Genomic DNA, 20,578 nt, shown 5'->3' with positions numbered 1-20,578 from the left:
CCGCCAGCGGGCGCTTTTGCGTCCCGGACCGGCATCCTCAGGAGCTCTGCAGCAATGGCTATCAGCGTTTTCGACCTGTTCAAAATCGGCATCGGCCCTTCCAGTTCCCACACCGTCGGGCCCATGCGCGCCGCGGCGTTGTTCGTCGAGTCGCTACGGGACAAGCACCAGCTGGAGCAGGTGCGGCGGATCGAAGTGCAGCTGTACGGTTCGTTATCGGCGACCGGCATTGGTCACGGTAGCGACAACGCGGTGATCATGGGCCTGATGGGCGAGTGGCCGGACGCAATCGACCCGTCGCAGATCGGCCCGCGCATTCAGGCCCTGCGTGAAACTCACACGCTGTTATTGGACGGTCGTTTGGCGGTGCCGTTTGTCTGGGCGCGGGACATGCGTCTGATCGACGAGAACCTGCCGTTCCACCCCAATGCCATGACGATTGTGGCCGAGGGCGATCACGGCGAACTGCATCGCGACACCTACTATTCGGTGGGTGGCGGTTTTGTCGTCGATCAAGCGCAGGCGTCCAGTGGCGTGGTCGATCTGGATCGCACTGAATTGCCTTATGACTTTTCCAGCGCGGTCGAGCTGCTGGAGCTGTGCAAGAACAACAACCTGCGCGTTGCCGAACTGATGATGGCTAACGAAAAGGTCTGGCGCAGTGAAGAAGAAATCCGCGCCGGGCTGATGAAGCTGTGGCGGGCGATGCAGGACTGCGTCGAGCAGGGGCTGAAACACGAAGGCATCCTGCCTGGCGGATTGAATGTACGGCGGCGCGCGGCGAAGTTGCACCGCAGTCTTCAGGAGTTGGGCAAGCCCAATGTGATCGGCTCGACGCTCAGCGCGATGGAGTGGGTCAATCTGTTTGCGCTGGCTGTTAATGAAGAAAACGCGGCGGGTGGGCGCATGGTCACGGCGCCGACCAATGGCGCGGCGGGGATCATTCCGGCGGTGTTGCACTACTTTATGAAGTTCAGCGAAGCGGTGACGGACGCCAACGTGGTCGACTACTTCCTCGGTGCGGCGGCAGTGGGGATTCTGTGCAAGAAGAATGCGTCGATCTCGGGCGCCGAAGTTGGCTGTCAGGGCGAGGTCGGTTCAGCGTGCGCGATGGCGGCGGCGGGGCTGGCGGAGATTCTTGGCGCTACGCCGGAGCAGTTGTGCAACGCGGCGGAGATTGGCCTGGAACATAACCTTGGGCTGACCTGCGATCCGGTCGGTGGCCTGGTGCAAGTGCCGTGCATCGAGCGCAATGCGATTGCGGCGGTGAAAGCGATCAACGCGGCGCAGATGGCGTTGCGTGGTGATGGTCAGCATTTTATTTCGCTGGATCGGGTGATCCGCACCATGCGTGACACCGGTGCGGATATGCATGACAAATATAAAGAGACATCGCGAGGTGGGTTGGCGGTCAGTGCGGTGGAGTGCTGAGTCAGTGACACCGAGGTGAATTCTTCGCGAGCAGGCTCGCTCCCACATTGGACCCTGGCGTTCACACATTTTGTGTTCACTGGAGATCTACTGTGGGAGCGAGCCTGCTCGCGAAGGGGCCAGACCAGTCAAAACTGCTCACCAAGTGAACACAGACAATAAATCACGCCACCTTTTAGCGCGTCGTAATCAGATAAGAGTCTTTCCCACCTGTTACACGCGCTCAGCTCTCCTACCGTCCGTCACCCGTGCTTGCGGTGACACTGTCCGACAATCGCGCGCAGGCCAGTTCCCACAAGTGCTACCGATTTGCTCACACCCCTCGGGGCAAGGCGCTCAACAACACTAATGGCACTTCGAAACACCTTTCGTCGGACGGCTCGTATAGACACGTCGCGACGTCGTTTTCAGGAGTTATTGAACAGCCATTCAATTTTAGGCATGGCAATTGCTCTGTCATAACAAAGCCCGTCTCCCACGCGAGAACGCTGGCAATAACAAGAGCCTCCGCCTGAGGCCATCACCCGCTTTGTGTGAGGAGATACCGCGATGACGTCGTTCAACTCCGGGGCCCAACCCCAGAACCGTGCGCCTCAATCCATCGGCTTTCTGCTGCTGGACAATTTCACGCTGATTTCTCTGGCCTCCGCAGTAGAACCTCTACGCATGGCCAACCAATTGTCCGGTCGCGAGCTGTATCGCTGGAGCACCCTCACCGTCGATGGCGGCCAGGTGTGGGCCAGTGACGGTCTGCAAATCACGCCCGACGCTTCCATGCACAAAGCCCCGCCGCTGGACACTGTGATTGTCTGCGGCGGCATCGGTATCCAACGCACTGTCACCCGCGAACACGTTTCATGGCTGCAAAGCCAGGCGCGACAGTCCAAGCGCCTCGGCGCCGTGTGCACCGGCAGTTGGGCGCTGGCTTGCGCGGGGTTGCTCGACGGTTTCGATTGCAGCGTGCACTGGGAATGTCTGGCGGCGATGCAGGAAGCTTTCCCGCGCGTGGCCATGAGCACGCGCTTGTTCACCCTCGACCGTAACCGTTTCACCAGTTCCGGCGGCACCGCACCGCTGGACATGATGCTGCACCTGATCAGCCGCGATCACGGCCGCGAACTGTCCGCCGCGATCTCGGAGATGTTCGTCTACGAACGTATCCGCAACGAACAGGATCACCAGCGCGTGCCGCTCAAGCACATGCTCGGCACCAACCAGCCGAAGCTGCAGGAAATCGTCGCGCTGATGGAAGCCAATCTGGAAGAGCCGATCGACCTGGATGAATTGGCAGTGTACGTCGCCGTGTCGCGTCGACAGCTGGAGCGCCTGTTCCAGAAATACCTGCACTGCTCGCCGTCGCGTTACTACTTGAAGCTGCGTTTGATTCGCGCGCGGCAGTTACTCAAGCAGACGCCGATGTCGATCATCGAGGTGGCGTCGGTGTGTGGTTTCGTCTCGACGCCGCACTTTTCCAAGTGCTACCGCGAATACTTCGGCATTCCGCCGCGTGACGAGCGCGTAGGCTCCAACACCACCCAGCAAGTGGCGATGCTGCCGCTGCCGCAGGCGATCGTGATGTCGCCGCTGTCGGGGCCGATGTCGGCGTTGAGTCAGGCGCGCAATGAATCGACGTTTGCAAGCGTAAGGCTCTGATGAGGATCGTTCCCACGCTCTGCGTGGGAACGCAACCCGGGACGCTCTGCGTCCCAAAAGGCCGAACGCGGAGCGTCCGTTGAGGCATTCCCACGCAGAGCGTGGGAACGATCAGGTGAGCAACGTCAGGCGCTATGGCTTTGCTGGTAGTCCGCCAAGGCCGGCAACAACTGTTTGTCGATCGCCTGACGCACCGCCGGCTGAATACTGGCGCCGCTGGTGTACATGTCCTTGACCATCTTGCGCAGTTCAAACGCGCGAACGTTATCCAGACCGCGCACCGCGCACTCGCAAGCCTGATCGGCGGTCGTGCCACTGGGCACTTGAATACCCAACGCCTTGAGCTGGCCCAACAAATCTTCCTGATCGATCAAATCGGCATACATCATGACGCGCATCCTTCTTCGGTAACGGAGGTCGTGGCTCGATTCTGGTAGGCATGCCGAGGCACGGCAAGGGCGATTTGTCGCAGTGGCCGCGACGGCTATGAACAGGTCGTTTTCGGCTAACTCGCCGCTCAAGGGAGTGGGCACACTGAACTCAGCTTGCAACACGAAGGTTTGGTCACCCTCGCTTGGCAGCTCCTCAACAGTACCCTCCTCAGCTCCGATCCTGTCACGGCTTGATCGGAGTTTTTTTGCCTGTGAATCAGAGAACGGTGTGTTGCTGCTGACGCCTTCGCGAGCAGGCTCGCTCCCACAGGTGACCGCGTTCCTTCATGGGAATGAGGTTGAATGTGGGAGCGAGCCTGCTCGCGAAGAACGATGACGCGGTTTAGCGTTGCAGCACCAGAATCCGCGACAACAATTCATCCCGGTCGACATAGCAGCCCTGAAAATGCCGCGCCCCGGTGGCCGGGTCAAACGCATTGCGCGCATGCAATGTGCGGCGGTTATCAAAACACCACAACTCACCGGGGTTGAGCCGTTGCATCAGCCGAAACCGTGGCTCGCGAGTCATCGCAATGAAGCGTCGATAAGCCCGATACAACCGTGGCATTTGCTCCACTGACGTATCGAACGCGCCGCGCAGAAAGTTCGCCATGCGAATTTCCGCCACGCGTCCCAAGGCATCCAGAGCAATGATCGGCGCCAGGCAGCGATAGTCGCTATGACGATCCTTGTTGCGAAACTCCACGGGTATTTCACACAGCGCCTGAAACGCTGCCGGGTCTTCGCTGCGCAACGCATCGGCAATCGCAAAACCATCGACAAAAATACTCTCGCCACCCTCGGCGTCATTCACCAGGCAATGCAGAAATTGCAATCCAGGTTGCAGCTCGCGAGTGGGCAGGTCGGTGTGCAACGGCAGGTTGAAAGCGGTGTAGGCATTGCTGTCGGCATCGGCTTTGGATTGCACGTTGAACAGCACGCCGAAGTTGCTCTCGCGAATAAAGGAAATGCGCTGGGCGATGAGCTTCAGCGAGCCGGGTTCGGTGGGTACGCCGCGCACTTGGGTCAGGCCGATGTCGCGTACCGCAATCAGCCATTGCAGCAGCGCGGCGTTGTCGTTCATCAGTGCCGCGTATTCGAACACCGGCAACTGCATATCGCTGCGCCACAGATAAGGCTTGGGTTTGGCGGCCAAGCGTTCGGCGCGGGATTGCTCATCGTAGGCATGGGCGCGCAACCAGCCTGGATCGAATCGGCTGAGGTGGCCGTCCTGCCAGTCAATGCGCAGACAGCCGTGGGTATCGATATGCGCGGCAGCAGGTTTGAGGTCTTCAGCGGCATCGACAATCTCGAAGACCTGTTCGCGGGTGATGTTGTAGACGCACTGTGGACACGGGCAGTTGTCCCGCAACCAGATATGGTGGAACGGGCTGACGCGCCCGTCAGCCCACTCAATGGCAACGCGATCCGCCAAGGTCTGCACGCCACCGAGCGCGCTGATCAACGGATAAGTACGGAAGTCGGCAACAGCGGCAGCGGTGTTCATGGCGGTTCCTTGTGATCGATGGATTTACCTTGCAGGTGGCAGCGCGATGACGCGGCCGATGTAAGCGGGGGCAGGCAAGTCTTTCTGCTCGGCGACGATGCTTTGCAGGCGGCTCAGGGTGTCCGGGCTGAACGGTGCCGAACGTGGGCCGGCGAGGTGGACGTGCAACAGCATCTGTTCGTTGCCCGCCAGTTCCTGGTCATCACCGACCTTGTGCAGGCTGTGATAGAGATGCAGGCGTTTGCTGTCGTGGCCGATGATTTGCGTGCGTACTTCGACCTCGGTATCGAGTTTCACTTCGTGCAGATAATTGAGGTGCAGTTCGAGGGTGAACAGCGAGTTGCCGCTGGCTTCGCGGTTGTTGCTGTCCATGCCGAGGCGATCCATCAGGGCGTCGGTGGCGTAGCTGAAAATCAGCAGGTAGAAGGCGTCGCGCAGGTGGCCGTTGTAGTCGACCCAGTCGGGGATGATTCTGGTTTGGTAGGTGGTGAGGTTGGGCATGATTGGGTTCCGGCAGTTGGCGGGTCGTCAGGATCAAGAGCTACCCCCTCACCCCAGCCCTCTCCCCCAGGGGGGAGAGGGGGAAAGGGAGCCGATCTTTATGCTATTCAAAACTTGAGTTCGGCTCGGTGGTGCAGGTCGGCGTAGCTCGAACATTCAACTCGGTCAGTCCCCTCTACCTCTGGGAGAGGGCTAGGGTGAGGGCAGCGGTATGAAGCAAACGCATCACTCGCTAAAACTCATCCCATGCTTCTCCTTGGTAGTCTTCACCGCCTCCAGCACCGCCAGCAAGCAATCATCACGATAGCGTTCCAGCGCCGAAATGCTGTGACGGCCAAGCTGATCACTGGTGCCATCGACCACATCATCAATCAACTTGTCAGTCAGCTCCGGCGCCGGCAAATACGTCCACGGCAACTGCAACGCCGGGCCGAATTGCGACATGAAGTGGCGCATGCCCGCATTACCACCGGCCAGGGTGTAAGTCAGGAACGTACCCATGAACGACCAGCGCAACCCGGCGCCAAAGCGGATCGCATCATCGATCTCGCCAGTGGTCGCGACACCGTCATTGACCAGGTGCAGCGCCTCACGCCACAGCGCTTCAAGCAAGCGGTCAGCGATGAATCCGGGCACTTCCTTGCGCACATGTAACGGACGCATGCCGAGGGATTCGTAGACTTTCATCGCTGCTTGTACGGCTTCGGGCGCGGTGTTCTTGCCACCCACAACTTCCACCAGCGGCAGTAAATAAACCGGATTGAACGGGTGGCCTACCACGCAGCGCTCCGGGTGCGTCGAACTCTCGTAGAACTCGCTCGGCAGCAGGCCCGAAGTGCTCGAGCCGATCAACGCATTCGGCTTGGCCGCGGCGCTGATTTTGCTGTGCAGATCGAGTTTCAGTTCGAGACGTTCCGGGGCGCTTTCCTGAATGAAATCGGCATCGCGCACGCACTCTTCGATGGTCGCAACAAAGCGCAGACGATCCTGCGAAGCGCCGGGTGCCAGACCATTTTTCTCCAGCGCGCCCCAGGCATTGGCCACGCGTTTGCGCAGCGCTGCTTCGGCACCGGGGGCCGGGTCCCACGCCACCACATCGAGGCCATGGGCGAGGGCGCGAGCGACCCAACCGCTGCCAATGACACCGCTGCCCAGCGCGGCGAAGGTTTTGATATCGGTGATAAAGCTCATGGCGACATTCCTGAATAGTTCGGCGATCAACTGTGGGAGCGAGCCTGCTCGCGAAAGCGGTGCCTCTGCTGATGAAGATGCTTCGGATGTACGGGCCTCTTCGCGAGCAGGCTCGCTCCCACAGGGGAAATGAGTGATGGTTTAACCGCGCTGGGTCAGGCCCATTTTCTTGCGGCCCTCGGCCGGGGTCAGCACCCGGGCGCCGAGGCGGCTGAGGATCTCGGTGGCGCGCTCGACCAATTGGCCGTTGGTCGCCAGCACACCCTTGTCCAGCCACAGGTTGTCTTCCAGCCCGACCCGCACGTTGCCGCCGAGCAACACCGCTTGCGCCGCCATCGGCATCTGCATCCGGCCAATGCCGAACCCGGCCCACACCGCGTCAGCGGGCAAGTTATCGACCATGGCTTTCATGGTGGTGGTATCGGCCGGTGCGCCCCACGGGATGCCCAGGCACAGCTGGAACAACGGGTTATCCAGCAAACCCTCCTTGATCATCTGCTTGGCGAACCACAGGTGACCGGTGTCGAAAATCTCCAGCTCGGCCTTCACGCCCAGCTCGGTGATGCGCTTGGCGCCGGCACGCAGTTGCGCCGGGGTGGACACATAAATGGTGTCGCCATCACCGAAGTTCAGCGTGCCGCAATCGAGAGTGCAGATTTCCGGCAGCAGTTCTTCAACGTGCGCCAGACGGGTCAGCGGGCCGACCAGATCGGTGTTCGGACCGAACTCCATCGGGTTCTCGCCGGCGCCGATCTCCAGGTCGCCGCCCATACCGGCGGTGAGGTTGACGATGATGTCGACGTCGGCCTCGCGGATGCGCTCCATCACTTCGCGGTACAGCGCTACGTTGCGGCTGAACTTGCCGGTCTGCGGATCGCGCACATGGCAGTGCACGACGGTGGCTCCAGCCTTGGCCGCTTCTACGGCGGCAGCGGCGATCTGTTTCGGGGTGACCGGCACGTGCGGGCTCTTGGCGGTCGTGTCGCCAGCACCGGTGAGTGCGCAGGTGATGATGACGTCGTGGTTCATGGTGCGGTTTCCTTCAGGCGTGATGGGTCTGTCCGCAGCCCTTTTCGGGGCTGCGAAGCGTCGGTCAGTCCTCTCTCCCAATCTGGGAGAGGGGCTTTTCAAGAGAGGGTTATTTGCTGGTCAACTGCAGGTTTTCAGCGGCCGGTTTGCCATCGAACGTGGTCACACCTTCCAGCCAGCGCTGCTTGTCTTCAGGGTGATCCTTGAGCCATTGCCTGGCGGATTCAAAGGCGTCCTTGTGATCGAGCAGCGGCTGCATCATCCGGCTCTCGTCCTCGGCGGTGAACGTCAGGTTGGTCAGCAGGCGACCGATGTTCGGACACTGCTCGGCGTATTTCGGCGCGGTGACGGTCCACACGGTGGCCATGCCTTCGTTCGGACCGAGGGCGTCGTCGCTGCCGGTCAGATACGTCATCTGCACGTTGACGTTCATCGGGTGCGGCGCCCAGCCGAAGAACACCACAGCCTCTTTGCGGCGCACGGCGCGGTCGACGGCGGCGAGCATGCCGGCCTCGCTCGACTCGACCAACTGGAATTTGCCGAGGCCGAACTGGTTCTTGGCGATCATTGCCTTGATCTGCGTGTTGGCGCCCGAGCCCGGTTCGATGCCGTAGATCTTGCCGCCCAGTTCTTTTTCAAACCTGGCGATGTCAGCGAAGGTTTTCAGGCCCTTGTCCGCCAGATAAGTCGGCACGGCGAGGGTCGCGCGGGCGTCTTTCAGGCTTGGCGCTTCGAGGACTTTGACTTGGTTGGCGTCGACGAACGGGGTGATGGTCTGGGTCATCAGCGGGTTCCAGTAACCGAGGAACAGGTCCAGGCGCTGATCGCGGATCCCGGCGAAGATGATTTGCTGGGAGGCGCTGGTTTGTTTGGTGTTGTAGCCGAGGCCGTCGAGCAGGACCTGGGTCATGGCACTGGTGGCGATCACGTCGGTCCAGTTGACCACGCCCATGCGCACGTTCTGGCACGATGCCGGGTCGGCCGCCATGACGCTGGCGCTGAAGAAAGCGGTACCGCTGAGTGCAAGAACACAGCTGCTGATCAGTCGTTTCATGTCGGGTTCCTCGGCAGGTCGTTATTGTGGTTCCCGGCTCTGATGCGCCGGTGATGCAAAGTTACGCAGCAATGCACCCGTGAAAGCGCACTACGGCGACGGGCATTTGCACTGTAGCGACCTGCACCCTTGAACGCTGACGACAATCGGCGTATCAACGATCCACGCTCCCCTCCCTCTCGTTACCCGCGAATCGAGTGCGCACATGTCTCAGGATTTCTATTTCTTGCTGATGCCGGGCTTCTCCGCCATCGGCTTTATTTCCGCCATCGAACCGCTGCGCGTGGCCAACCGCTTTCGCGGCGAGCTGTACCGCTGGCACGTACTTAGCGCCGATGGCGGGGCGGTGTTGGCGAGCAATGGCATGTCGGTTAACGCCGATGCCGCGCTGGAACCGCTGAAGAAAGGCGCGACGTTATTGGTGGTGGCCGGGTTTGAGCCGCTGAAGTTCGCCACGCCAAACCTTGAACATTGGTTACGGCGGCTGGATAACGATGGCGTGACGCTGGGCGCCATCGACACGGGCAGCTTTGTCCTTGCCGAAGCCGGGTTGCTTGAGGGCCATCGCCTGACCCTGCACTGGGAAGCGATCGATGCGTTCAAGGAATCTTATCCACAGCTCAGCGTCACTCAGGAGCTGTTCGAGATCGACCGTCGGCGCATCACCTCGGCGGGCGGCACCGCGTCCATCGATCTGATGCTCGATCTGATCGCCCAGGCCCATGGGCCGCAGCTGGCGATTGAGGTCAGTGAGCAGTTTGTGCTGGGGCGGATTCGCCCGCGCAAAGACCACCAGCGCATGGAAGTCGCTACGCGTTATGGCATCAATAACAAGAAACTGGTGCAGGTGATTGGCGAGATGGAGCAGCACAGCGAACCGCCGCTGACCACGCTGCAATTGGCGGAATCGATCAAAGTCACGCGGCGGCAACTGGAACGGTTGTTTCGGCTGCATCTGAACGATACGCCGAGTAACTTTTACCTGCGATTGCGCTTGGAAAAGGCCCGGCAGCTACTGCGTCAGACCGACATGAGCGTGCTCGAAGTCAGCATCGCCTGCGGCTTCGAATCACCGTCCTACTTCACCCGCAGCTATCGAGCAAAATTCGCCCGCTGCCCGCGCGAAGACCGGCGTACCGCCCAGGCCTGAATGGATGCACACAAAACCCCTGTAGGAGTGAGCCTGCTCGCGATAGCGGTAAGTCAGACAACACTGATGTCGACTGACACTTCGTCATCGCGAGCAGGCTCACTCCTACAGTTTGATCGCGTTACTTCTTCACCAACGCCGAACACGCAGCCTTATAAGCCTCATGCTGATACTTGTTCAACGTCCCCGGCAGTTCGAAATTATGCTTCTTCGCCTGCGCATTGATCGTCTGCGGCGACAACAACGTCACTTCACAGCCATCCAGCAGCTGCAAAATCCCCTCAATCTTGAACGTCGTCGGCCCGCCGGCGAACTCACCCTTCTTGCTGCGCTTCTTGATCGCAATCCGGTCAACCGAATTCTCACGCACAAACGACGCCACCTGCGCCGCGAACAACTTCACGTTCGCCGCTTCGTCATCCTCTTCGAGAGCGATTTTCTTGGTGGCGAGGGGGACGTGGCTCAGGACCGAACCGTCGAGAGCGGCCACGGCGATAATCGCTTCGCTGCCTTTGATTTCAATGCCGCAGATGTTCATGGGGAATTCCTTTAAGTGAAGAGGGCAGCTTACAGCTCAAGCTGATTGGCGGTGATGCCGAACGCCGACGCAATTTTCTCACGCGTAGCCTTGCGAGGTTTGGCGACTGTTTCTTGCTGGGCAAACGCCGGTTGCGAAATACCCATGCGTTTGGCGACTTCTTCCTGAGTCAGGTTGAGGTGTTCGCGCCAGGCACGGATCGGTGTGGCCCCATCGACCATCCGGCTGACGACCTCATGGGGAATCAGGTCGGGCTGCATTTTTTGCGCAACGTACTGCGCGTACGGAATGACCACAAAGGCCGGTTTGCCCTCGGCGTCGTTGATGATTTGGATGTCTTTGGACAATTTCATGTTCGGAGAAATATAAGCCTTTTATAAGATTCGAGGATCTTTGCTTATATTTCTCGCGAGACCAACCAGCAACGTTTGACGGCATGTTGCGAGTAATCAGGATCACTCCTGCCCAATCGACTCCAAAAACTCCGACCGCTCATCACTCATCCGCGCCACGCAATCATTCTGCGCGATGGTAAAAGCCTTGCTCCCCGCCGTCGCCGGGAATGCCTCAACCGCGCAATCCGCATCCCGCGTCTTCAACCACTGCTGTTGAGCAGTTTTGAGTTTGGCGGTGATATCCGCCAGTTGCGTGGCGTTTTTGCCGTATGCGGTCTGCATGCGTTCGGTCAGGCTGGCGTAGTTGTCTTTGAGCAGGTCTTCGGCGGTGGTGCGGCTGTAGGTCGAGCATTCCAGGGTCTGGACGTCGTTTTCGACTGCGTCGCACGGGTTGTTGTCGGACTCTTCGGCGGCGTGTACGCCGGTCGCAATCAGTGCCAGGGCCAGGAAGATCGATTTCATTGTTGTCGCCGCTCTAATCCAGTGGTGTTTGCAAGATGCCGGTGATTCTGGCTCAAGCGTGCGGGCTTGGAAAGGTGGCAGGTCGGCGCGGCGGATGACCCTTTGTCGCGGATTGACGCTTTCGGCAATTCCCCTGTCGTTTTTGCACCCGGTCGCCCCTGCACCGAGGCATATGCTGGCCCCAAAGCGCCGGCAGACGATTCGGCGCATGAATCGCCAATAAGGGGACGCCTGATGAGCCCAGCCGAATTACACGCCGACAGCATCGTTATCGACGGTCTGATCATTGCCAAATGGAACCGCGAGCTGTTCGAAGACATGCGCAAGGGCGGTCTGACGGCAGCCAACTGCACTGTGTCGGTGTGGGAAGGCTTTCAGGCGACCGTGAACAATATTGCTGCGAGCCAGAAGCTGATCCGCGAAAACAGCGACCTGGTGATGCCGGTGCGTACCACCGCCGACATCCGTCGCGCCAAAGAGCAGGGCAAGACCGGCATCCTTTTCGGCTTCCAGAATGCCCACGCCTTTGAAGACCAGATCGGCTATGTCGAGGTGTTCAAGCAACTCGGCGTCGGCATCGTGCAGATGTGCTACAACACCCAGAACCTGGTCGGCACCGGTTGCTACGAGCGTGACGGCGGCCTCTCGGGCTTCGGTCGCGAAATCGTCGCCGAGATGAACCGCGTCGGCGTGATGTGCGACCTGTCCCACGTCGGTTCCAAGACGTCCGAAGAAGTCATCCTCGAGTCGAAAAAACCGGTCTGCTATTCCCACTGCCTGCCGTCGGGTCTCAAAGAGCACCCGCGCAACAAGTCCGATGAAGAACTGAAGTTCATCGCCGACCACGGCGGTTTTGTCGGCGTGACCATGTTCGCGCCGTTCCTCGCCAAAGGCATCGATTCGACCATCGACGATTACGCCGAAGCGATCGAATACGTGATGAACATCGTCGGCGAAGACGCCATCGGCATTGGCACCGACTTCACCCAGGGCCACGGTCAGGACTTCTTCGAATACCTGACGCACGACAAGGGTTACGCCCGCCGTCTGACCAGCTTCGGCAAGATCATCAACCCGCTGGGCATCCGCACCGTCGGCGAGTTCCCGAACCTGACCGAAACCCTGCTCAAGCGCGGCCATTCCGAGCGCGTGGTGCGCAAGATCATGGGCGAGAATTGGGTCAACGTCCTCAAGGACGTCTGGGGCGAGTAACGCTGACTCAAGACCGCCGCCGATCTGCCCCCTCTCCTGTGGGAGAGGGCTGGGGTGAGGGCAGCGGTCACCACTGAATCCACTATTTTTCTGGAGTTAAGTTTCCATGGCCAAGATCGCCCCGCAATTGCCAATCGAAGTCGACAGCGAGACCGGTGTCTGGACCTCCGACGCCCTGCCAATGCTCTACGTGCCACGTCACTTCTTCGTGAATAACCACATGGGCATCGAAGAGGTTTTGGGCGCCGACGCCTACGCCGAAATCCTCTACAAGGCCGGCTACAAGTCCGCCTGGCACTGGTGTGAAAAAGAAGCTGAATGCCACGGCCTGGAAGGCGTCGCGGTGTTCGAGCACTACATGAAACGCCTGTCGCAACGTGGCTGGGGCCTGTTCAAGATCCAGGACATCGACCTCGACAAAGGCACCGCCAGCGTCAAGCTCGAACACTCGGCGTTCGTCTACGTCTACGGCAAGGTCGGGCGCAAGGTCGATTACATGTTCACCGGTTGGTTTGCCGGGGCCATGGATCAGATTCTTGAGGCGCGCGGCAGCAAGATTCGCACCGTCGCCGAGCAAGTCTACGGTGGCTCCGAAGAAGGCCACGACGACGGCCTGTTCACCGTCAAGCCGTTGTAAGTCGAGGAACCCGCCATGGCTTTCGAAGCAATGTTCCAGCCGATCCAGATCGGTAAACTGACCATCCGCAACCGCGTGCTCAGCACCGCACACGCCGAGGTCTATGCGACTGACGGTGGCATGACCACCGAGCGCTACGTCAAATATTACGAAGAGAAAGCCAAGGGCGGCATCGGCCTGGCGATCTGTGGCGGCTCCTCCGTGGTCGCCATCGACAGCCCGCAGCAGTGGTGGAGTTCGGTCAACCTGTCGACCGACCGGATCATCCCGCACTTCCAGAATCTGGCTGACGCCATGCACAAGCACGGCGCCAAGATCATGATTCAGATTACCCACATGGGCCGGCGCTCGCGTTGGGACGGTTTCCACTGGCCGACCCTGATGTCGCCGTCGGGCATACGTGAACCGGTGCACCGCGCAACCTGCAAAACCATCGAGCCGGAAGAAATCTGGCGGGTGATCGGCAACTACGCCCAGGCTGCGCGCCGGGCCAAGGCCGGTGGCCTCGACGGCGTTGAACTGTCGGCAGTGCACCAGCACATGATCGACCAGTTCTGGAGCCCGCGCGTCAACAAGCGTACCGACGAATGGGGCGGCACTTTCGAAGGCCGGATGAAGTTCGGTCTGGAAGTACTGAAAGCCGTGCGCGCCGAGGTCGGTGACGACTTCTGCGTGGGCATGCGTATCTGCGGTGACGAATTCCACCCGGACGGTTTGTCCCACGAGGACATGAAGCAGATCGCCAAGTATTACGACGACACCGGCATGCTCGACTTCATCGGCGTCGTCGGCTCGGGCTGTGACACCCACAACACCCTGGCCAACGTGATTCCGAACATGAGTTATCCACCGGAGCCGTTCCTGCATCTGGCCGCCGGGATCAAGGAAGTGGTCAAGGTGCCGGTGCTGCACGCACAGAACATCAAGGACCCGAACCAGGCCACGCGGATTCTTGAAGGCGGTTACGTCGACATGGTCGGCATGACCCGCGCGCACATTGCCGACCCGCACCTGATCGCCAAGATCAAGATGGGCCAGATCGACCAGATCAAACAGTGCGTCGGCGCCAACTATTGCATCGACCGCCAGTATCAAGGCCTCGACGTGTTGTGCATCCAGAATGCTGCAACGTCCCGTGAATACATGGGCGTGCCGCACATCATCGAGAAATCCACCGGGCCGAAGCGCAAAGTGGTGATCGTCGGTGCCGGCCCTGCCGGGATGGAAGCGGCCCGCGTTGCCGCCGAACGTGGCCACGACGTGACCCTGTTCGAGAAGAAGGAATTCATCGGCGGGCAGATCACGACTGCCTCGAAAGCGCCGCAGCGTGACCAGATCGCCGGTATTACTCGCTGGTTCCAGCTGGAACTGGCGCGGCTGAAAGTCGATTTGCGCCTGGGCACGGCAGCTGATGCCGACACCATCATGGACTTGCGTCCGGACGTGGTGGTGCTGGCGGTCGGCGGGCATCCGTACCTGGAACAGAACGAACACTGGGGTGCCGCCGAAGGGCTGGTGGTCAGCAGCTGGGACGTGCTCGACGGCAAGGTGGCGCCGGGCAAGAACGTGCTGGTCTACGACACCATTTGCGAGTTCACCGGGATGTCGGTTGCCGACTTCCTCGCCGACAAAGGCAGCCAGGTCGAGATCGTCACCGACGACATCAAACCGGGCGTGGCCATCGGCGGAACGTCGTTCCCGACCTACTACCGCAGCATGTACCCGAAAGAAGTGATCATGACCGGCGACATGATGCTGGAAAAGGTCTACCGCGAAGGCGACAAACTGGTCGCGGTGCTGGAGAACGAATACACCGGCGCCAAAGAGGAGCGGGTGGTCGATCAGGTGGTGGTGGAAAACGGTGTGCGTCCGGATGAGGAAATCTACTACGCGCTCAAAGAGGGTTCGCGCAACAAGGGCCAGATCGACGTCGAAGCGTTGTTCGCGATCCAGCCGCAACCTTCGCTGAGCGAGGCGGGCGACGGCTACTTGCTGTTTCGCATCGGCGACTGCGTGGCGCAGCGCAACACCCACGCCGCGATCTATGACGCCCTGCGGCTCTGCAAGGACTTCTAAGGACTTGCACCAAACCCTGTGGGAGCGAGCCTGCTCGCGAATGCAATCTGTCAGTGAAAGATGAGCTGACTGATTCACCGCTTTCGCGAGCAGGCTCGCTCCCACAGTAAAGCGGATCGTGTTTCTCCAGGTTGTACTGGTGGGAGCTTCACCATGTTGAACACCCTTCTTCCAATCCTGTTGTTCGCAGCTATCGGCCTTGGTGTCCTTGGCGCGTTGCGGCGGGTAGCGATGTGGCGTCGGGGCCGGGCCTCGAAGGTCGATCTGATCGGCGGCCTGTTGGCCATGCCCAAGCGCTACATGGTCGACTTGCACCACGTGGTGGCGCGAGACAAATACATCGCCAACACCCACGTCGCTACAGCGGGCGGTGCGGTGGCGTCGATTGTGCTGGCGCTGCTGGTGCACGGTTTCGGCCTGCATAACCGCATCCTCGGTTACGCCTTGCTGCTGATGACGGCAGTGATGTTCGTCGGCGCGATCTTCGTTTACCTGCGTCGGCGCAACCCGCCGGCGCGGCTGTCGAAAGGCCCGTGGATGCGCCTGCCGAAAAGCCTGCTGGCGTTCTCGGCGTCGTTCTTCCTGCTGACCTTGCCGGTGGCCGGAATCCTTCCGGAGAACTTCGGCGGCTGGGTGCTCGCAGTCATTCTCGGGATTGGCGTGCTGTGGGGCGTGTCGGAACTGTTTTTCGGCATGACCTGGGGCGGGCCGATGAAACACGCCTTTGCCGGTGCCTTGCATTTGGCTTGGCACCGTCGCGCCGAACGTTTTGGTGGTGGTCGTTCCACGGGTTTGAAACCTTTGGATCTGAACGATCCGAGTGCTCCGCTGGGTGTTGAGAAACCCAAGGATTTCACCTGGAACCAACTGCTCGGTTTTGACGCCTGCGTGCAGTGCGGCAAATGCGAAGCGGCGTGCCCGGCCTTTGCCGCCGGCCAGCCGCTGAACCCGAAAAAGCTGATTCAGGACATGGTCGTCGGCCTCGCTGGTGGTACCGATGCCAAGTTCGCCGGCAGCCCTTATCCTGGCAAACCCATCGGCGAACACTCAGGCAATCCACATCAACCGATCGTCAACGGCTTGGTCGACGCCGAAACCCTGTGGTCGTGCACTACCTGCCGTGCCTGCGTCGAGGAATGTCCGATGATGATCGAGCACGTCGACGCCATCGTCGACATGCGCCGTCACCTGACCCTGGAAAAAGGCGCGACGCCGAACAAGGGCGCCGAAGTCCTCGAAAATCTGATCGCCACCGACAACCCCGGTGGTTTCGCCCCGGGCGGACGGATGAACTGGGCGGCGGACTTGAACCTCAATCTGCTCAGCGAAAAGAAATCCACCGACGTGCTGTTCTGGGTTGGCGACGGTGCTTTTGACATGCGTAACCAGCGCACCCTGCGCGCGTTCGTCAAAGTGCTGAAAGCGGCGAAAATCGACTTTGCCGTACTCGGTCTCGAAGAGCGTGACAGTGGCGACGTGGCCCGCCGTCTCGGCGATGAAGCAACCTTCCAGTTGCTCGCCAAACGCAACATCCAGACCCTGGCCAAATACAGCTTCAACCGCATCGTCACCTGCGATCCGCACAGCTTCCACGTGCTGAAAAACGAGTACGGCGCGTTCGACGGCAATTACCTGGTGCAACATCACAGCACCTACATGGCGGAAATCATTCAGGCCGGCGCGCTCAATCTCGGTCAGCACAAAGGCAACAGCGTGACCTATCACGATCCGTGCTACCTCGGCCGCTACAACGGCGAGTACGAAGCGCCGCGCGAAGTGCTGCGTGCGCTCGGTATCGAAGTGAAAGAGATGCAGCGTTCCGGCTTCCGTTCGCGCTGCTGCGGCGGTGGCGGTGGCGCGCCAATTACCGACATTCCGGGCAAGCAGCGGATTCCCGACATGCGCATGGAAGACATCCGCGAGACCGGCGCTGAACTGGTGGCGGTGGGTTGTCCACAGTGCACGGCGATGCTCGAAGGCGTGGTCGAACCGCGGCCGCTGATCAAGGACATCGCCGAACTGGTGGCCGACGCGCTGCTCGAAGACGCCGCGCCGAGCAAGCCTGCCACTCCGGCCAAACGTGAACCTGCGGAGGCCCACTGATGAGCGACATTATCCGCCGCGACCCGCGCGCCGAATGGATTGCGCGTAACCGCCTGCACCCGCTGCACGCGGCCATGCAACCGGCGCAACACAGCTGGATGGGGCCGAATGGCGTCATCCGCAAGAACCTGCACGGCATCGGTTTTATCGGCCCCAACGGCATCAAGCGTATCGACCGCAGCGGCGCGCAACAGGGCGGGGTGGTCAAACGATCCGCTGCTGTGGAAGTGCAATTGCCGCTGCATCAGGTGCCCGCGCCGGCGTTCTACATCAGCGTGGTACCGGACATGGTCGGTGGCCGCTTGAGCAGTCACGACCGTGATTTGTTTGGCCTCGCCCATCAGCTCGCCGGTAATGACGGCGCAGTGTTGGCGGTGGTCTTTGGCGAGCATAAGGAAAACGCTTTCGCGACCGCTGGCGTCGATCGCTTGCTGGTACTCGAAGGCGAGGAATTCAGCGGTTATGCACCGGAGCAACGGGTGCAAGGTTTGCGCGCTGTGGATAACCAGTTCAACCCGCGCCATTGGTTGCTGCCGGACAGCCGCAGCGGTGGCGGTGAACTCGGTCGACGCTTTGCGGCGGCATTGGGCGAGCGCCCGGCGACACGGGTCTGGCAGGTCAAGGATCAGGAATGCATCGGCCGCGCTGGCGCGGGGCTGCAAGACCTTGCCCGTCCCGTCGCACGGTTGATTCTGGCGGCGGCCGAATGCGCTGAACCGGTCAGTGAAACCCGTCACGAAGCGTTGCCGGTGGAGTTATCCACAAGTGTCGCGCGCAGCCTGTCGCGGATCGAAGATCTCGGCGCTGTGGCGGTCGACCCGGCAGCGATTCCGATGGCCGAAGCGGAGTTCATTTTCTCCGGCGGCAACGGCGTCAAGGACTGGACATTGTTCCACGAAACGGCGGCGGCACTCGGCGCTACCGAAGGCGCTTCCCGCGTTGCAGTGGATGATGGCTTCATGGCCCGTGATCGCCAGGTCGGCGCGTCCGGCACTTGGGTCACCGCACGGGTTTATGTGGCTGTGGGTATCTCCGGCGCGATCCAGCACCTGCAAGGTATCGGCGCCTGCGACAAGGTGGTGGCGATCAACCTCGATCCGGGTTGCGACATGATCAAGCGCGCCGACCTCTCGGTGATTGGCGAGAGCGCAGAGATTCTTCAAGCGTTGATCGAGGCGGTGGCGGCTTACCGCAACGAAGCCAAGCGCGATGCGGCTTAAGGAAACGCTATGAACACGAAAGTTATCAGTCTGGTTTCAATCGGCGCCCACCCGACTTCCGGCAGGCCACGTCGCGCCGACCAGGACGCGCGCGCCGTGGAACTCGGCCTGCAACTGGCTGGGGATAACCTGCAAGTGCTGCATGCCGGCGACGTTGCGGAGCCGGCGTTGCGCGCCTATCTGGGTATGGGTCTTGAGCAGATGCACGTGCTGGAGCAACCGGCTGGCGCCGATGCGCTGCCGGCGTTGACCGCGTATCTGCGCGATGCCGGTGCGCAAGTGGTGCTGACCGGCAGCCAGGCGGAAACCGGCGAAGGTTCGGGGATGTTGCCGTTCTTGTTGGCGGAAGGTTTGGGTTGGCCGCTAGTGGTGGGGCTGGCGCTGGTCGAGTCGATCAATGACGGCTCGGCGCTGGTGCTGCAAGCGTTGCCGCGTGGACAGCGGCGACGGTTGAAGGTCAAGCTGCCGTTTCTCGCGACTGTGGATAACGCTGCGCCGAAGCCTCGGCAGAGTGCGTATGGTCCGGCGCGGCGCGGGGTATTGGAGGCTGATGACGTTGAAGTGATCGACGATGAACTCCTCTCCGTCGCTACCCTGCAACCCGCTAAACCCCGACCAAAACGCCTGAAAGTGATCAAAGCCAAAAGCGGCGCCGACCGCATGAAAGCCGCTACTGCAAAAGCCAGTGGTGGCGGTGGGCAAGTGCTCAAAGGCGTCACCCCGCAGGCTGGCGCCGAAGCCATCCTCAAACTGCTGATCGAAGAAGGTGTCGTCCGCTGACATCCCAAATCCCTTTCCTTCAGGTCAGCGGCTTACCCACAGGAATAATGTGAATGACAGTTGAGTTTCGACCTGCCCGGCGCACGGATGCGCGCGACATTGCGCGTTTGTTTCAGATCTCCTCGGAGGGCGCCTCGGATTACATCTGGAGCCAGTTGGCGGAGCCAGGCGAGACGTTGCTTGATGTCGGTGAGCGGCGCTATGCCCGCGACGATGTGGACTTTTCCTGGCAGAACTGCCTGATCGCTGAGGCCGAAGGCTGTGTGGTCGGCATGATGCACAGCTACGTCATGCGCGAAGACCCAGACCCGACACCGCCCACCGATCCATTGCTGGCGCCTTACGCCGATATGGAGGTGGCGGATACGCTGTACATCTCCAGCCTGGCGCTGCACGAAGGCTGGCGTAATCAAGGATTGGGCGTGCAGTTCCTCCAACATGCCCAGGCGCGCGCCGATCAACTCACGCTCAAAGGCCTGAGCCTGATCGACTACGCCGCCAATACTGGCGCTCGGCGGTTTTATGAGCGACATGGCTTTGGCATCGTCAAAACCTGTCAGGTGGTACCGCATCCGATGATTCGGGTGACGGGTGAGGCCTATCTGATGCACCGCGCCTGAATCCGGTTATCCACTGACGAGTGTTTACTCACAATCCCTGTTGGTCAGTCTGTGGATAACGTGTTTGCCCTTCACTGCAAGTCACGTCAGCCGTGGCTTGCAGGCCGCAGATCAAAAAACAACCAGCCTAAGTTGCGGTTTTTACGGAATTTTCCCGCGGGATAACTTCCTGAGTTACCCCCGATCTCTGTTGGCGCTTCTGTGGATAAGATGTTCGCTGTCCGCTGACAGCCATGCAAAACGTGGCTTTCAAAGGTTTGATCAATAACTGATCAATTTGCACTTTTAATCGGATGAATCTTCCGAAACCCCCGATTTTTCGCAGTCTTCAGCACTTTTCCACAGCAGATGCAAAGTTACCCCCGATCTCTGTTGGCGCTTCTGTGGATAAGGTGTTTGCCATCCGCTGAAGGCCACGATCTGTGTACCTTTCAGCCTGTTGATCAAAAAACGATCATTGCCTTTCGAAAACCGTGCTTCTGGATAAGTCACGGTTTTTCTTTGCAAATCAGTGAGATATTTTTTGAGTCATCCACAGTTGTCCCCATTTGCTGTGGGTGGCTATGTGGATAACTTGTTTGCGGAAGG

At 60.2% G+C, this 20,578-nt stretch carries 20 protein-coding genes; 10 read left to right on the top strand and 10 right to left on the bottom strand.

Annotation, left to right across the window (positions count from 1 at the left end; all coding sequences use genetic code 11):
• Positions 1-54 precede the first annotated feature (54 nt).
• Both AB4N44_RS15035 and gbdR read left to right on the top strand, forming a co-directional pair.
• Positions 55-1,431, top strand: coding sequence for an L-serine ammonia-lyase (locus tag AB4N44_RS15035; RefSeq protein WP_460108582.1), 1,377 nt, complete (start codon positions 55-57; stop codon positions 1,429-1,431).
• 549 nt (positions 1,432-1,980) lie between these two features.
• Positions 1,981-3,084: a choline metabolism transcriptional regulator GbdR gene (gene gbdR, locus AB4N44_RS15030; RefSeq protein ID WP_007949927.1), complete on the top strand. Its 1,104-nt coding sequence runs from the start codon at positions 1,981-1,983 to the stop codon at positions 3,082-3,084.
• 125 nt (positions 3,085-3,209) lie between these two features.
• Here gbdR and AB4N44_RS15025 read toward each other — a convergent pair whose 3' ends face one another.
• The 6 genes from AB4N44_RS15025 to AB4N44_RS15000 form a co-directional block, all read right to left on the bottom strand.
• Positions 3,210-3,473 carry a hypothetical protein gene (locus tag AB4N44_RS15025; protein WP_016983943.1) on the bottom strand — a complete coding sequence of 88 codons (264 nt, stop codon included), beginning with the start codon at positions 3,471-3,473 and terminating at the stop codon, positions 3,210-3,212.
• Positions 3,474-3,858: 385 nt separating this feature from the next.
• Entirely contained in the window at positions 3,859-5,022 is a 1,164-nt protein-coding gene (locus tag AB4N44_RS15020) for a gamma-butyrobetaine dioxygenase (protein ID WP_160042142.1), read from the bottom strand.
• A 24-nt stretch (positions 5,023-5,046) separates the two neighbouring features.
• Positions 5,047-5,523, bottom strand: a complete 477-nt coding sequence (locus AB4N44_RS15015; RefSeq protein WP_460108584.1) for a thioesterase family protein — start codon at positions 5,521-5,523, stop codon at positions 5,047-5,049.
• A gap of 225 nt (positions 5,524-5,748) precedes the next feature.
• On the bottom strand, positions 5,749-6,714 hold the full coding sequence (locus AB4N44_RS15010; protein WP_460108586.1) for an L-carnitine dehydrogenase: 966 nt from the start codon (positions 6,712-6,714) through the stop codon (positions 5,749-5,751).
• Between the two features lie 141 nt (positions 6,715-6,855).
• Complete coding sequence (locus AB4N44_RS15005) at positions 6,856-7,743, bottom strand: beta-keto acid cleavage family enzyme (RefSeq protein ID WP_316917234.1); 888 nt, start codon at positions 7,741-7,743, stop codon at positions 6,856-6,858.
• A gap of 109 nt (positions 7,744-7,852) precedes the next feature.
• On the bottom strand, positions 7,853-8,797 hold the full coding sequence (locus AB4N44_RS15000; protein ID WP_455805838.1) for a choline ABC transporter substrate-binding protein: 945 nt from the start codon (positions 8,795-8,797) through the stop codon (positions 7,853-7,855).
• A 205-nt stretch (positions 8,798-9,002) separates the two neighbouring features.
• Between AB4N44_RS15000 and AB4N44_RS14995 the strand changes: the two genes are divergently transcribed.
• Positions 9,003-9,947 (top strand): GlxA family transcriptional regulator, encoded by a 945-nt coding sequence (locus AB4N44_RS14995; protein ID WP_159814749.1) that lies wholly within the window; start codon positions 9,003-9,005, stop codon positions 9,945-9,947.
• Between the two features lie 121 nt (positions 9,948-10,068).
• Here AB4N44_RS14995 and AB4N44_RS14990 read toward each other — a convergent pair whose 3' ends face one another.
• The 3 genes from AB4N44_RS14990 to AB4N44_RS14980 all read right to left on the bottom strand — a co-directional run bounded on the left by AB4N44_RS14990 (position 10,069) and on the right by AB4N44_RS14980 (position 11,342).
• Positions 10,069-10,485 (bottom strand): DUF3010 family protein, encoded by a 417-nt coding sequence (locus tag AB4N44_RS14990; protein ID WP_426618974.1) that lies wholly within the window; start codon positions 10,483-10,485, stop codon positions 10,069-10,071.
• Positions 10,486-10,514: 29 nt separating this feature from the next.
• Positions 10,515-10,838, bottom strand: coding sequence for a helix-turn-helix domain-containing protein (locus AB4N44_RS14985; RefSeq protein ID WP_460108589.1), 324 nt, complete (start codon positions 10,836-10,838; stop codon positions 10,515-10,517).
• Positions 10,839-10,940: 102 nt separating this feature from the next.
• Positions 10,941-11,342, bottom strand: a complete 402-nt coding sequence (locus tag AB4N44_RS14980) for a lysozyme inhibitor LprI family protein (protein ID WP_008083168.1) — start codon at positions 11,340-11,342, stop codon at positions 10,941-10,943.
• Between the two features lie 234 nt (positions 11,343-11,576).
• Between AB4N44_RS14980 and AB4N44_RS14975 the strand changes: the two genes are divergently transcribed.
• From AB4N44_RS14975 to AB4N44_RS14945, 7 genes are all read left to right on the top strand, one after another.
• Entirely contained in the window at positions 11,577-12,554 is a 978-nt protein-coding gene (locus AB4N44_RS14975) for a dipeptidase (protein ID WP_007911246.1), read from the top strand.
• Positions 12,555-12,660: 106 nt separating this feature from the next.
• Positions 12,661-13,191: a DUF5943 domain-containing protein gene (locus AB4N44_RS14970; protein WP_005792152.1), complete on the top strand. Its 531-nt coding sequence runs from the start codon at positions 12,661-12,663 to the stop codon at positions 13,189-13,191.
• Between the two features lie 15 nt (positions 13,192-13,206).
• Positions 13,207-15,267 carry a dimethylglycine demethylation protein DgcA gene (gene dgcA, locus AB4N44_RS14965; RefSeq protein ID WP_007911244.1) on the top strand — a complete coding sequence of 687 codons (2,061 nt, stop codon included), beginning with the start codon at positions 13,207-13,209 and terminating at the stop codon, positions 15,265-15,267.
• A 153-nt stretch (positions 15,268-15,420) separates the two neighbouring features.
• Complete coding sequence (gene dgcB / locus AB4N44_RS14960) at positions 15,421-17,370, top strand: dimethylglycine demethylation protein DgcB (RefSeq protein ID WP_160042128.1); 1,950 nt, start codon at positions 15,421-15,423, stop codon at positions 17,368-17,370.
• On the top strand, positions 17,370-18,590 hold the full coding sequence (gene etfA / locus AB4N44_RS14955; protein ID WP_460108590.1) for an electron transfer flavoprotein subunit alpha: 1,221 nt from the start codon (positions 17,370-17,372) through the stop codon (positions 18,588-18,590). The genes dgcB and etfA overlap by 1 nt, the downstream gene beginning before the upstream one ends.
• Positions 18,591-18,599: 9 nt before the next feature.
• Positions 18,600-19,370, top strand: a complete 771-nt coding sequence (gene etfB, locus AB4N44_RS14950; protein ID WP_460108592.1) for an electron transfer flavoprotein subunit beta — start codon at positions 18,600-18,602, stop codon at positions 19,368-19,370.
• Between the two features lie 53 nt (positions 19,371-19,423).
• The gene (locus AB4N44_RS14945; RefSeq protein WP_460108593.1) at positions 19,424-19,990 is read left to right on the top strand and encodes an N-acetyltransferase family protein; all 567 of its coding nucleotides are present in this window, start codon (positions 19,424-19,426) and stop codon (positions 19,988-19,990) included.
• Between the two features lie 285 nt (positions 19,991-20,275).
• Here AB4N44_RS14945 and AB4N44_RS14940 read toward each other — a convergent pair whose 3' ends face one another.
• The gene (locus tag AB4N44_RS14940; protein WP_186616188.1) at positions 20,276-20,482 is read right to left on the bottom strand and encodes a hypothetical protein; all 207 of its coding nucleotides are present in this window, start codon (positions 20,480-20,482) and stop codon (positions 20,276-20,278) included.
• Positions 20,483-20,578 lie beyond the last annotated feature (96 nt).

This window comes from Pseudomonas sp. S3_C06, from assembly GCF_054667675.1.
Note: the sequence above shows the minus strand (reverse complement) of the source record. Positions and strands in the feature narration are given on the sequence as shown.